The sequence below is a fragment of the Sphingomonas sp. IC081 genome, assembly GCF_006874585.1.
Taxonomy (GTDB): domain Bacteria; phylum Pseudomonadota; class Alphaproteobacteria; order Sphingomonadales; family Sphingomonadaceae; genus Novosphingobium.
Genome location: NZ_CP029762.1, coordinates 871,408 through 884,275, shown reverse-complemented (window position 1 = coordinate 884,275; position 12,868 = coordinate 871,408). Strand labels below are relative to the sequence as shown.

The following is a 12,868-nucleotide window of genomic DNA, read 5'->3' as shown; positions in this document are numbered from 1 at the left end:
ATGGTGGCGCTGGACTATATCCGCCTGGCGGTATTGATCGTGCTGGTCCTGCCGCCGGTGGTATTGCCATGGGAAGGGCGCCGGGCACCGGATGCGGCTTATGCCGCGATCGCCCTGGCGGGGTTGGCCTTTGGCTTTGCCCGCTCGGGCCCCGAAGGCGCGGCCCTGGCCCTTGCCACCGGGGCGGCATGCCTTGCGCTTATCCTGTCTCAGGTTGCGGCACTGCGGTTTGCCAGTGGAATGCAAATCCTCACCGGTGGACAAATTAAACTTCTGTCATCGGCGGCCTTATACCTCGGGCCTGTCGCCGCTTGCGCCATGGTATTGATAACAGGGTTAATGCTATTTATTATGGGGGCAATTTATAGCATAAGCAGTAAAGGGAGGCGCCCGGATGCAAATGCTATCGCAGTCATGGCGATACTTTGCACTGGATTCGGCCAGATCATGATGCTGGTTCGATAATCGGGGGATGCCTGGATAACGGACCGAAAAGGCTTTCGGAGGTCTTTGGCGTATATGAATGAAATGACACCGAACTGGAGAGCGCGGCTGGGGGCCATCCTCAGCCCGGCAAACGCAACGGTGACAAGACCCGTGGAAGAAGAGATCGCCGGTTCGCTTCCGATCGAGACGGTGCTGATCGTCGATGACGATGCGGACTGGTGCGAGGAATGCGCCTTCAGCCTGCGGGCGATGGGATATGCCCCGCTGGTGGCCGGTAGCGCGCGCGAGGCGGAACGCCTCTATGCCGAGAATGACGTCGCCATCGTCATCGTCGATTACAACATGCCCGGGCAGGACGGCATCTCGCTGATCTACGAGCTGTCGCAAAGGGCTGACCTGCGCGGGCGGCGGCTGCAGTTCATCATGGTCACCGGTAATGCCAGCAAGGACGTCGCGGTTGACGCGATGCGCGCCTCGGCGATCGATTTCCTGGAAAAGCCGGTGCAGCAGGCCGATCTGCGGCGGGCGCTGCAGCGCACCAAGGGGCTGCGCGATGCGCCCGGCGCGCGCGGGGACCTGCTGGGCAAGATCAGCAATCTCAGCCAGGAACTGCGCAGCCTGGCGCAATTGCTGGATGAACCGGAGGAGCAGCAGGGTGCCGCGGCCGCCCAGGGCGCTGCCGGCGGGCCGATCGGCCCGGCCCAGGCCTCCGTCCGCCTGTCGCACGATCACCAGCCGGGCGAGCTTACCGCCTATATCCGCGAAATCCTGCGCAAGGAAAGCAAGCGCCGCGAGATCGGCGGGGGCGAACTGTTTGGCGATCCGGCCTGGGAAATGCTGCTGGATCTGCTGCTGGCCAAGATCGAGGGGCGCGAAGTGGCGGTTTCCAGCGCCTGCATTGCCTCGGGCGCGCCGATGAGCACGGCCCTGCGGCTGGTTCGGCGGCTTGTCGCGGAAGACGTCCTGTGCCGCCTGCCCGACGAGCATGACCGGCGGCGGCACTTCCTGGTCATCAACCCCAATCTCGAACAGCCACTGATCGACTATCTGTCCGAGCAGCTGCACGCGCGCAAGGTCGGTGCAGCCCTCAGGGCGCCGGGGCTGGTGGGCCAGTAACGGGATCCGTAACGGGATCCGTAACGGGGCGGGCGAGACCGGAGCTTGTCGGGAAGACACGGTGCGTCTGCGCCTGCGCGCCCTGCGCGGTGATGAGCTGCGCGGTCATGTCGGCCGTATGGGGGCGGTGAACAGTGCTGACGCAGTCGCTCCGATGCTATCGGACCTGACACTGCTGTACTGGCACACATCGTCCCGGAACACGCACGATCCTAGACGGTATTCGTGAAGCCCAGGATGGAAAACGATCCGGTTGATGCCGGTTCTGCTTCCAGGCCCTGCCGCATCATGAGCAAAGGAGCATCACGAGGCCGGTCCGGCTGAACCGGCCTCGAAGCCTTTTACGCGTCAGGGGCCGGGCTGCTCGCAGCTGGTTTTGCGGCCGGCTTTGCGGCGGGCTTTTCCTTGGCGGTCCTGGTCGCATCCGGCTTGGCCTTGGCGCCTGCTTTTGCCGCTGCCTTGGCCGGAGCCTTCTTTTCCGCGGGCGTCGCCTGCCTGGCTGCGGGAGCCACGGGCTTGTCCTTGGGCGCGGCCTTGGCGTTCTTGGGTTTGGCGCTTTGGGGCTTGGCGGCAGCAGCCTTGGCCGGAGTGGGTTTGGACTTGGTTGCAGCGGTCTTGGCGGGCGCAGCCTTGGCGGCGGCGGCCTTGGCCGGCGTGGATGGCGGCGAAGCGGGCCGGGCCATGCGGCGGGGCTTCTTGGCGCCGCCTGTCGCGGGCGCAGCCTTGGCGGGGGTGGCAACCGCGGCAACCGCCGGGGCCGAGGCGATCGCGGGCGCCGGGCTGTCCTTGGCGGCGGCGGCAGCCGGGGCGGCGGCCTTCTTGGCAGTCACCTTGCGGGCAGGCTTGGCGGCCTGCGCTTTTGCCGCCGGAGCTTTCTCGGCCAGAGTTTCGGTAGGCGGAGTTTCGGTGGCCGGCGCCTTGGTGGTCGCAGCCTTGGCAGGCGCCTTGCTGGCAGGCTTTGCCGCGATGGCGGGCGTTGCCGCCTCTGCCGGACGTCCGCCAAGACCGAGCTTGCGGGCAAAGTTGCGGCGCAATACGGAATAGTCCGGGGCGACGAGAGGATAGTCGGCGGGCAGGTTGTAGCGCGCCTTGTATTGCTCGGGCGTGAGACCGTTGTTCGACAGATGCCGCTTGAGCGTCTTGTAACCCTTGCCGTCGATCATGCTGAGGATGTGCTGCGGCGAAGCCAGGCTTTCCTCGATCGTGACGGCGGCGACGTAAGTCTCGATCACCTCCTCGCCGGGCGCAGGCGCGCCGCGCAGCGCGGTCCTTGTGGCTTCGATCAGGCTGGGCAGCTCGCTGCTGGGGACACTGTTGTTGGCGAAGTAGGCGCTCAGCAATTCTACGGTGAGGCGTGCCAGTTCCGGTTGATCGTTGTCAGACATCGGTGAAGCTCCCGAATACCATTTTGGACAGCAGGTATCGTTCCTTCCGCGCGAACGGCCGATAAGTAAAGCTATAATATTGCAATCGTCCGTTCGGACGCCGGTGCGGGTCCGGTGAAATGGCAAGGGGGAGTGCCTGGACCGGCCTCCCCCTTTTTTGTGTTCGTCTTGCGATGCGGCGGCGGGATCTATCCCTTGGGGGTCACCCAGACCTCGACCGGGGTGATGAACTTGCCCGGCGCCGGCTTGCCGACGTGGACGCGGTCGGCGGTGACCTGTTCGCCGTTTTCGAGGTGGAAGGTGACCCAGGGCTTGGGCATGCGCTCGAACTTCATCTTCTGGATGAGCTGGCCGGTGGTGGAATTCATGATCTGGGCAATGATACTCATGCGCGCGCCGCTAGCGCCGGGCAGGGGGCGGCGTCCATGCCGGTGAGGAGGGTTATCCCGCGTTCTCGTGCGGGGGGCGCTTGGATCGACCCGGGACTTGGCGCTATCCGGGAGGCGGATGACTGACCCGCGCGGAGTGACTGTGCCGAAATCGAGATGGCTGCTGCTGGCCGTGCCCCTTGCGCTTTGCGGCGCCGATCCCGCCATCGCGGGCGCTTCCGGCGAGACCGGCGCCGGCGTACGGGAGGGCGCACGGGCAGCTGAGCGGGCGGGTGCGGCGGCGGCCTATCTCGACGCGCAATGGGGCAGGCCGGGCGGCTGGAACGCCAGCGAGAACTGGCAGCGCTTCGTGATCGTCGATGCCCTGCTCGACTACCAGCAGCGCACCGGCGAGCGACAATGGAGCCCCCGGATCGCCGCGGCCGTGCGCAACCGCGAGGGGCTCTATCTCAACGACGACGCGCTCTGGGCGGTCATCGCCAGTGTCCATGCCTGGCAGGTCGATCGCGATCCGGCGCTGCTCGACTATGCGGGCACGACGTTCGGCACGCTGGTGACGACCTATTGGGACGATCGCTGCGGTGGCGGCATCTGGTGGGATCCCAAGCGCAGCTACAAGAACGCGATCACCAACGAACTGCTGTTCTACGCCGCGACGCAGCTCTACCTGGCGACGGGGCAGGCGGGTTACCGGGACTGGGCGCTGCGCAGCTGGCAGTGGTTTCGCGCCTCCTCGATGATCGGTGCCGACGGCCTGGTCAACGACGGGCTCGACGGGCTTTGCCGCAACAACGGGCAGGCGCGCTTCACCTACAACCAGGGCGTGCTGATCGGCGCGCTGAACGACCTGACGGCCATCACCGGCGATCCGCAGTACCGCGGCGTCGCGGTGGCCGCGGCGCTGGCGGCGACGCGCAGGCTGTCGACTCCCGCCGGAATCCTGCGCGAGCCGGTCGGCTCGCTCGGTGCCGACGGGCTGATGTTCAAGGGCGTGTTTGCCTATCACCTGGGCCATCTGCTCGACGCCATGCCCGACAGCGCCGAGCGGCGTGAACTCGCCCGCTGGACCGCTGCCAATGCCGAGGCGGTATGGCGGCTGAGCGCGGCGGGCACGCGGGGGATCGCGGCGGACTGGTCGCTCGACGCGGCGACCTGGGATGCCGCCCGCGACGGCCAGACCGCCACCGCCGCCGCCGCGGCACAGGTCTCCGGGCTCGCCATGCTGCTGGCCGCCATGGCCGCGGGCGGCCCGCCGCCGCGAGCGGTGGTGCAGGCCGAGGGCGGGCCGGAGCAGGCACGATGAGCGAGCCGCGTCCCGCCGCGCCGCTGATGAAGGACATGCTCGGCGAGGCGGCGCTCGGCGTCATCGCGGCGGCCGGTGCGGCGGCGGCCGCCTCCACCGCAGCTGCCACCGCAGCTGCAACCTCTGGCCGGTTCGATCACGACGGGTTTCTCGAAACCGCCCGGGCCGGGCTGGCATCGCTCTCGATCATGGAACGGGTGCGCCATATTGCCGATGCCCTGGCGGCGGCCTTGCCTCCGGCCTATCCCGAGGCGCTGGAGATCGTTGTCGCCATGGGGCCGCACCTTGGCCATGCCTTCCAGGCCGTCGCGGTCACCGAATTTGTCGCCCGGCGCGGCCTCGATCATTTCGACCTGTCGATGGCCGCGCTCGCCCGCCTCACCCGCCACGGCACGGCCGAATTCGCGGTGCGGCCGTTCCTGGCCGCCGACCCCGCGCGCACGCTGGACACGATGCTGGAATGGAGCGGGCACGAGGACGCGCATGTCCGCCGCCTCGCCAGCGAAGGCTGCCGCCCGCGCCTGCCGTGGGCCGGGCGGATTCCGGCGCTGACCGCCGATCCCACGCTGGCCGCGGCGATCCTCGAACGGCTGAAGGCGGACCCCAGCCTCTATGTGCGCAAGTCGGTCGCCAATCATCTCAACGACATCGCCAAGGACGCGCCGGACTGGGTCGTCGCGCGGCTGGGCCAGTGGCCGCAGGACGATGCGCGGACCCGCTGGATCGTCCGCCATGCCTTGCGCACACTGATCAAGCACGGCGATCCCCGCGCGCTTGCGCTGATCGGGGCCGGGCACGGGGCGGAGGTGACACCGGGCGAGTTCACCGTCACCCCGGCCCGGCTGCGGCTGGGCGGGGAGATCACGATCGCCGCCGAACTGACCTCGACCGGCCGGGACGTGCAGCGGCTGGTGGTGGATTACCGCCTCCACTATGCGCGGCCCTCGGGCAAGAGCGCTGCCAAGGTGTTCAAGCTCAGGACTTTCGACCTTGCCGCGGGCGAGACGGTGCGTCTGGCCATCCGCCAGACGATCCGCGACTTTTCCACGCGGCGGCATCATCCCGGCGTCCACGCGATCGACCTGCTGGTCAACGGCAAGGCGGTGGCAAGGGGCGAATTTGTTTTGGAACAGGATCTCCCCTAAGCGGGCTTGGCCGGGTGGGCGCCGTCGCCTACGGGCACGGCTTCTCTTCCCTCAGGCATTCGGACATTTCATGACTTCGGCAAAGGACCTCATCCAGCTCGGCAAGCTCGTCGCCCAGGCGCAGGGCTGGGACGAGGCGCGGGCCTTCAAGGCCTTCGAGATGACCGATGCCGACCGCGCGCGCATCGCCGGCAGCGCGGTCGACCTGCTGAAAGTGTTCCCCCGGGCGCCGGGCAGCGGCGCGCAGCTCGCCGCCGCCTTTGCGGTGCAGCTCGGCCGGGTGCTGGACGCGCCGATCCAGGTGGTTGCCGGAACCCTGACCGTCGACGGCGTGCCGGTGCTGGGCAGCCGCCAGCCGGTGACGGCGGCCGATGTCTGCGCGGATGGCTTTAGCGGCCACGTCTGGGTCATGATCGGGCCGAACATTGCCGAGCTGGCGCTGTTCCGCCGCGCCAACGAGCGGGACTGTCCGCCGGTGCTGGCCCGCCACGTCCATTCGGTGTTTGGCCATGACAAGGGGCTCTACGTCGACCAGTGGCGCAAGGTGCGCAGGCAAGGGCTTGGTTACGAGCCGCAATGCGTGCTGGGCACCGAGGCGGTCGATGCGCTGATGGCCGGGGCGTTCCGGCTGATCAAGGGCGCCTGATCGGGCGCCCTCCCGCCGCTCTACCGCCGCTCTTCCGCCTTAGGGGCTCGCGCGCCAGACGTCGTTGGCGGGCTGCATGATCGAGCAGAGCTTGCGCTCGCCCTGCCACAGTTCCGCCTGCCATGGCTGATGGTCGTGCAGCTGCGCCTCGCGGTGCGCCTGCACGAGGGCCCCGCCGGCATCCGGCGCCTCGAACACGATCTGGGTTGCCGGTCCCGGGCCTTCCGCATCGAATCTCAGTGTATATCTTGCCATTCGCGACCTCCGTTCAGGCACACGATTCCCCACGCCATCATCCTACGCCGGATGGGCGCGCTGCGCACGGGGCGATGCGATGGGGCGCCTCAGCGGCGCGGTACGTCCAGAAGGGCTGTCAATCGGGGCGTCAATCGGGACGGGCGGGCAGGGTGAGCACGACCAGCAGGCCGGGTCCGTCCTGCCGGTCCTCGAGGCGGATGGTGCCGCCGCCCAGCGCCATCGCCTTGACCGCGATCGACAGGCCGAGCCCGCTGCCGGGCCGGGGCGAGGCGCCGCGCTCGAAGCGGCGCAGCACCCGCTCGCGATCGGTGCTGGCGACGCCGCTGCCCCGGTCCCCGACCGTGATCACCAGCCGGTCGCCGCCGCGCACCACGGCGATGTCGATGTGGCCGCCCTCGCAGGCATGGAGCGCGGCATTGGCGATCACCGCCGAGAGCGCGATCTGCAAGGCCCCCGGATCGCAGCGCCAGCGCACGATGTGATCGGGCGTGACGGTGAATTCCATCGCCTCGGGGGGCAGGTTCATCACCGCTTCGGCCACCACGTCGGCCACCAGCGCATGGACGTCGACCGAGCGGCTGGCCACCGAGGTGGCGTTGAGGCGGGCGAGCGTGAGCAGGCCGTCGATCAGGGCATTGGCGCGGTCGACGGCGGCGAGCAGGCGGCGCAGGTCCTCGTGCAGCGCGTCCGGCGCGGTGCGGTGGATCAGCTGCGCCTGCGCGCGAATGGCGGCCAGCGGCGTGCGCAGTTCGTGGGCGACATCGTCGGTAAAGGCCTGCTCCAGCTCGTAAGCCTGTTCGAGCCGGGCGAACAACGTGTTGAGCGCGGTGATCAGCGGCCCGAGATCGCGCGACCAGTCCTCGGGCTGCAACGGCGTGAGATCGGCCAGCGAGCGCGCGCTGAGCGAGGAGGCCAGCCGCTCCACTTCCGAGAGGCTCTTGCGCAGCGTCCACCAGAGCACGATCATGGCCGCGCCGATCAGCAGGATCAGCGGCACCGCCAGCTTGCGGATCACCGGCACCATCGAGAACTGGCGCATGGAATCGCGCTCGGCGACGACCACCAGCAGGCGCGGATCGCTGCCGAGCAGGCCGTAGCCGCGCCAGCGGTCGCCCATGGCGGTGAAGCCGTGCAGCCCGGGCGTCCTGGGGATGAGGTCGATCGGCGCCCCCCAGCCCGACCGCGCGACCGGCTGGCCCTGCCAGAACACCGCGAACATGCACCAGTCGTACGAGGCGTGGAACGCCTTGCGCTCTTCGGAGGAGAGCAGGGGATCGGTCTCGGCGCCCAGCCCCCCGCCGCGTGCGGCCAGCGCTCCGGCGGTGAGTTCGTCCTGCATCATCATGTAGAGCAGGCGCGAGGCGTTGACGAGCTGGGCGTCCGCAGCCCGGCCGACTTCGACATTGGCGACCGAGTAGATCACCGCGCCCATGGCGAGCCCGGTCAGCGCCAGCAGGATCAGCACGCGGCGATAGAGCCGGGTCGAGAGCGAGGAGCGCCTCACGCCTCGATGCCGCCGACCATGTAGCCAAGCCCCCGCGCGGTGCGGATGAAATCGCGCCCGAACTTGCGGCGCAGGGCCGAGATGGCGACCTCGATGGTGTTCGATTCCACCCACTGGTCCTGGTCGTAGAGCTCGCCCTCGAGGTCGGCCTTGGACACGAAGCGGCGGCTGCGCCGCATCAGGAGCGCGAGGACGCGGAATTCCTTGGCGGTGAGCGGGACTTCCTCGCCGTCCATGCTGGCGACATGGCCCGCGAAGTCGAGCGTGACCCGGCCCACGCACAGGCTGTCGTCATGGCGGCGGTCGCGCCGGCGCAGCTGCGCGCGGATGCGGGCGGCCAGTTCCTCGAGGTCGACGGGCTTGACCACATAGTCGTCCGCCCCGGCATCGAGCCCGGCGACGCGGTGGGTGGTGCGGTCGAGCGCGGTGATGACGATGACCGGCGTCGCGTTGCGCTGCGAACGCAGTTCGCGCAGCACTTCGAGGCCGGTCATGTGCGGCAAGCCGATGTCGAGCAGGACAACGTCGTAAGCGCTGGCGGCGAGCGCGGCGCCGACTTCGTCGCCGCGCGCGACGAGGTCGACAACGTAGCCGTCGAGCTCCAGCGCGCGTTTCATCGCCGGGCCAAGGTCGGCATCGTCTTCGGCGATCAGCAGGCGCGGCAAGGGAGGGCTCCGGTACGCTTGAGGCCCGTCTAGGGTCGGTTCAGCCCCCTCTAGGGGCGTTTCAGCCCGGGACCTACGACAGCTGTTGCCCCGGCGTCAAACGGGCAAAAAACTTTTCCGGCGCATCAGCTTCGCATCAGTTTCGGGGTCTAGCCGCGGTTCCCCGACCCGAAGAAACGCGCCTTTTTCGCAGCCCCCCGCTTCGCGAAGGCCCAGAAACGGCCAACGAAATCATGACCTTGCACAAGTCCCCCCGCGAGCTCGCGTCCCATTCCGCCTTCGCGCCTGCGGCGGACGGCAAACTTGCCCGCCCCCGTACCGGTCTCGCCCCCTGCGTGGCGCTGATCGGCTGCGATGGTTCGGGAAAATCGACGCTCGCCAGCGACCTCGTGGCCCTGCTGAACCGCGAGGCGCCGACCCGTTCGATGTACCTCGGCCTCGGCACCGGCGACCTCGGGCGGCGGATCGGCGGGATCCCGCTGATCGGCCCGATCGCCGAGCGTTTCCTCACCGGCAAGGCGAGCAAGGCGCACGAAGGGCAGGCGGCTTCGCGCCGGAACAACACGGAAAAGCGCCTGCCCGGCCTTGCCACGGCGCTGGCGATGTTCGGCTTCTCGCTCGCGCGTTATCGGCGCTTCCGGCAGGTGCTGGGCTATCGGCGGCAGGGCGTGCAGGTGATCACCGATCGCTATCCGCAGGCCGAAGTGCCCGGCAGCTTCGATGGCCCCGGCCTCTCGTGGACGCGCAAGGGCTCGGCGCTGGTGGAGCGGCTCGCCCAGCGCGAACGGGCGCTTTACGAGGACATGGCCTCCTATCGGCCGACGCTGGTGATCCGCCTCAACGTCGACGTGGACACCGCACTGGCGCGCAAGTCCGACCACCAGCGCGCCATGCTGGAAAAGAAGATCGCGGTCGTGCCGACGCTGCGCTTCGGCGGGGCCCAGATCGTCGATGTCGATGCGACCCGCCCCTATCACGACGTGCTGGAAGGCATCCGCGCCGTGCTGCGCCGCCACGGCATGCCGTCCTGACCCGCAATTCGAGTACCCCAGGTTCCTCCATGAAATTCGAAACCCTGCCTCCCCTCATCGCCGTCGTCGGTTGCGACGGCTCGGGCAAGTCGACCGTGACCGAGGCGCTCTGCGCCTGGATGAACGAGCGCCGTCCCACGCGGATCTGCCACCTCGGCAAGCAGTCCGGCAATATCGGCCGCGCCATCGCGCGCCTGCCGCTGCTCGGCGGCAGGCTCGACAAGTCGATCCATGCCAAGGCGCAGAAAGCCCAGACCGACAAGGGCCCCGGCCTGCTCGCGGCGCTGGTGATCTACCTCTTCTCGATGCGCCGGGTGTACCGCTTTGCGCGCATGATGAAGCTGCGGCGCGAAGGTTTCGCCGTGATCGGCGACCGTTTCCCGCAGCTCGGGGTCCCCGGGCCGATGGACGGGCTGGGACTGGCCAGTTCGATGGAGGCCTCGGGCCTTGTCGGCCTGCTCGCGCGGGCCGAACACCGGCGTTACGCGGCGATGGTCGCCAATCGCCCTGATCTCGTGCTGCGGCTCAATGTCTCGCTCGACGTGGCGGTCGCCCGCAAGCCCGACCACCGGCTCTCCTCGCTTGCCCGCAAGGTCGCCGACGTGCCGCGCCTGACCTTTGAAGGGGCGCCGATCGTCGAAATCGACGCGGAGCAGCCGCTGGAACAGGTTCTTGCACAGGCCCGCGCTGCCATCGCCGAGCGGCTGCTTGCGCTGGGCGCGGCCCCTGCGCAGGAGGCCGCGTGATGAAAAGCCTCTCGATCAAGTCGTTCAACCGCAATACGCTCAACGTGAAGCACTGGTTCGCCGACGGGGTGTTCCGCACGATCGTGCGCAATGCCTCCTACCTCGGCTCGGGCAAGCTGGTGGCGGCGCTTCTGGGCCTTGTCGCGCTGGCCTGTGCCGGGCGGGGGATGACGCCGGGGCTGTTCGGTACGCTGGTCATCATCCATTCCTATGCCAATGGCGTGGGCGCGCTGGTCAAGTTCCAGACCTGGCAGTTCATCGTGCGCTACGGCACTCCGGCGCTCGGGCGCGGGGATATCGATGAACTGCGCGACGTGACCGGCTTTGCCTTCGGGCTGGACCTTGCCAGCGGGCTTGTGGGCCTGGTCGGCGGCCTGGCGCTGCTGCCGTTTCTGGCCGACTGGTTCGACATTCCGGCCGAGGACGTCCACCTCGCCATGGTCTATTGCCTGTTGATCCCGACGATGACCGCCGCGACGCCCACGGGTGTCCTGCGTGTGCTGGACCGCTTTGACCAGCTGGCCCTGCAGCAGCTGGTCACCCCGGCCCTGCGGGCCCTGGGCGGCGTGGTCTCGTACTTCGGCAATTTCGGCTTCATCGGCTTCATGATCACCTGGTTTGTCGCGGATCTTGCCGGTGACGTGTGCCTGTGGATCATGTCGGTGATCGAACTGCGGCGCCGCGGCATCGCCGGCGCCCTGCGTCCGGGCCTGATCGGTCCGGGACGGCGGCTCAAGACGGCCTGGAACTTCGTGTGGACGACCAACATCGCCCATTCGATCTGGGCGGCCTGGGGGCCGGTGAGCAACCTCATCGTCGGCGCCATGCTCGGACCGACGAGTGCGGGCCTGTTCAAGATCGCCGCGACCTTTTTCGATTCCGCCAGCAAGCCGGCCGACCTCATGTCGCGCAGCTTCTATCCCGAGATCATGCGCCTCGACCCCGCCAGCCGGCATCCCTGGCAGCTGGCGATCCGCAGCGCCTTCATCTCGGGCGGCATGGGGCTCCTGATCCTGCTGGTGGTGATGGTCGGCGGCGAACCGGTGATCGGCCTGGTGTTCGGCAAGCGTTATGTCGAGGCTTATGACCTGCTTCAGCTGATGACCGCTTCGCTGATCGTGACGATGGCCAGTTTCCCGCTGGAATCGCTGCTCTACATGGCCGGGCGCCAGCGTTCCGCGCTGGTCTCGGAAGGCACGGCGGCGGCGGGTTATGCGCTATTGCTGTTTGTGCTGATCCATTTCTTCGGCATCACCGGCGCGGGCCTTGCCTATGTGGCGGGGGTGTCGCTCAAGGCGCTGTTCATGTTGCTGCCCACGCTCTGGGCCTACCGGGAGCGGGACATGCTCGTTTCCGTGATGGCGCCGGAGGCGCAGGCATGAGCGCGCGTCACCGCTACAAGGCCGAGACCCTTGCCGCGCTGTTCCAGGCGGTGGAGATGGACGACGTGGTCGATCCCGTCGTCAGTCTTCCCGACCCGGTCCCCGTCGCCTGCAGCGAGGAGGACATGAAGGCCTGCTTCGATCTCTGCGTACAGTTCTGGCACGAACATGCGGACCGCCGGGCCCTATGCGATCTTGTCGCGACACTGCTGGTCACCGGCGATCTGCCGCAGGATGCACGGGTGCGCTACAAGCATATCCGCGCTTCCTACAAGCAACTGCGCTTTGCCCTGGTGCTGTATGGCCGCCGCCACAAGGCACCCCTGCTGTTCCGCTCGACGGTGGCGCTGATGGGGCACTTGCAGGATGCCTTCCGCAATCGGCGGCGGCTGGCGGTGCCTGCTTACGCGCTCCTGCTGCGCCTTCTCCTGCTCTGGCCTGCATGGCTGGCGGTGCGCCGCGAGGTCGAGCAGGTCCGTCTCGACGATGCCATGGGCTTTCTCGCCTTCCGCAAGCTCGAATTCCGGCGTCTGGCGTCCTGGCTTGGTGAAGGCGCGCTCACCGGGCACCGTTTTCACATGATGCGCAAGGTCGTGAGCCGGCAGGTGTCGTTCTACGATGCGATGCGCACGTTGCGACCGGACGAGCAGGTCTATCGCATGTCCCGCTTCCTCAGCGCCATCAACGGGCTGATGGGCAGCATGCATGACGATCTGGTGGAGCAGGCCGGCAACGGCCACCGCGACTACAACCGCGACCGTTTCCCGATGCCCGCGGACATCCGCTGGCGGCTTGAAGCGCTGACGGCCAGCTATCCGCTGGCTTCGGCCGCGTGAACGGAAAGGAGGCCG

The 12,868-nt window shown here is 68.2% G+C and carries 14 protein-coding genes; 9 read left to right on the top strand and 5 right to left on the bottom strand.

The genetic code is table 11. The features are described 5' to 3' along the window. Window positions 1-465, top strand: a complete 465-nt coding sequence (locus DM450_RS21995) for a hypothetical protein (protein ID WP_142639127.1) — start codon at window positions 1-3, stop codon at window positions 463-465. Window positions 466-585: 120 nt separating this feature from the next. Beyond that, complete coding sequence (locus DM450_RS21990) at window positions 586-1,563, top strand: response regulator (protein WP_242526494.1); 978 nt, start codon at window positions 586-588, stop codon at window positions 1,561-1,563. 341 nt (window positions 1,564-1,904) lie between these two features. Here DM450_RS21990 and DM450_RS26500 read toward each other — a convergent pair whose 3' ends face one another. Further along, window positions 1,905-2,948 (bottom strand): MucR family transcriptional regulator, encoded by a 1,044-nt coding sequence (locus tag DM450_RS26500; RefSeq protein WP_142639125.1) that lies wholly within the window; start codon window positions 2,946-2,948, stop codon window positions 1,905-1,907. 188 nt (window positions 2,949-3,136) lie between these two features. Beyond that, entirely contained in the window at window positions 3,137-3,337 is a 201-nt protein-coding gene (locus DM450_RS21980; RefSeq protein ID WP_185928812.1) for a hypothetical protein, read from the bottom strand. A 142-nt stretch (window positions 3,338-3,479) separates the two neighbouring features. On the opposite strand from DM450_RS21980, the gene DM450_RS21975 reads away from it, so the two are divergent. The 3 genes from DM450_RS21975 (at window position 3,480) to DM450_RS21965 (ending at window position 6,431) form a co-directional block, all read left to right on the top strand. Further along, window positions 3,480-4,640 carry a glycoside hydrolase family 76 protein gene (locus DM450_RS21975; RefSeq protein ID WP_260610513.1) on the top strand — a complete coding sequence of 387 codons (1,161 nt, stop codon included), beginning with the start codon at window positions 3,480-3,482 and terminating at the stop codon, window positions 4,638-4,640. After that, complete coding sequence (locus DM450_RS21970; protein ID WP_142639121.1) at window positions 4,637-5,785, top strand: DNA alkylation repair protein; 1,149 nt, start codon at window positions 4,637-4,639, stop codon at window positions 5,783-5,785. Before DM450_RS21975 ends, DM450_RS21970 begins: the two co-directional genes overlap by 4 nt. A gap of 70 nt (window positions 5,786-5,855) precedes the next feature. Next, window positions 5,856-6,431 carry a hypothetical protein gene (locus DM450_RS21965; RefSeq protein ID WP_142639119.1) on the top strand — a complete coding sequence of 192 codons (576 nt, stop codon included), beginning with the start codon at window positions 5,856-5,858 and terminating at the stop codon, window positions 6,429-6,431. 39 nt (window positions 6,432-6,470) lie between these two features. Here the strand turns inward: DM450_RS21965 and DM450_RS21960 are convergent, their stop codons facing one another. The 3 genes from DM450_RS21960 to DM450_RS21950 all read right to left on the bottom strand — a co-directional run bounded on the left by DM450_RS21960 (window position 6,471) and on the right by DM450_RS21950 (window position 8,858). After that, window positions 6,471-6,686, bottom strand: a complete 216-nt coding sequence (locus DM450_RS21960) for a hypothetical protein (protein WP_142639117.1) — start codon at window positions 6,684-6,686, stop codon at window positions 6,471-6,473. 130 nt (window positions 6,687-6,816) lie between these two features. After that, window positions 6,817-8,193: a sensor histidine kinase gene (locus DM450_RS21955; protein WP_142639115.1), complete on the bottom strand. Its 1,377-nt coding sequence runs from the start codon at window positions 8,191-8,193 to the stop codon at window positions 6,817-6,819. Next, on the bottom strand, window positions 8,190-8,858 hold the full coding sequence (locus DM450_RS21950; protein ID WP_207080541.1) for a response regulator transcription factor: 669 nt from the start codon (window positions 8,856-8,858) through the stop codon (window positions 8,190-8,192). Before DM450_RS21950 ends, DM450_RS21955 begins: the two co-directional genes overlap by 4 nt. Before the next feature lie 233 nt (window positions 8,859-9,091). Between DM450_RS21950 and DM450_RS21945 the strand changes: the two genes are divergently transcribed. From DM450_RS21945 to DM450_RS21930, 4 genes are read left to right on the top strand one after another with little or no spacing between them, the layout of a single operon-like run. Continuing rightward, window positions 9,092-9,889 (top strand): hypothetical protein, encoded by a 798-nt coding sequence (locus DM450_RS21945; RefSeq protein ID WP_185928811.1) that lies wholly within the window; start codon window positions 9,092-9,094, stop codon window positions 9,887-9,889. 29 nt (window positions 9,890-9,918) lie between these two features. Continuing rightward, window positions 9,919-10,635, top strand: coding sequence for a nucleoside triphosphate hydrolase (locus DM450_RS21940; RefSeq protein WP_142639113.1), 717 nt, complete (start codon window positions 9,919-9,921; stop codon window positions 10,633-10,635). Next, window positions 10,635-12,017: a lipopolysaccharide biosynthesis protein gene (locus DM450_RS21935; protein ID WP_242526492.1), complete on the top strand. Its 1,383-nt coding sequence runs from the start codon at window positions 10,635-10,637 to the stop codon at window positions 12,015-12,017. The genes DM450_RS21940 and DM450_RS21935 overlap by 1 nt, the downstream gene beginning before the upstream one ends. Continuing rightward, window positions 12,014-12,853 carry a hypothetical protein gene (locus DM450_RS21930; protein ID WP_142639111.1) on the top strand — a complete coding sequence of 280 codons (840 nt, stop codon included), beginning with the start codon at window positions 12,014-12,016 and terminating at the stop codon, window positions 12,851-12,853. Before DM450_RS21935 ends, DM450_RS21930 begins: the two co-directional genes overlap by 4 nt. Window positions 12,854-12,868 lie beyond the last annotated feature (15 nt).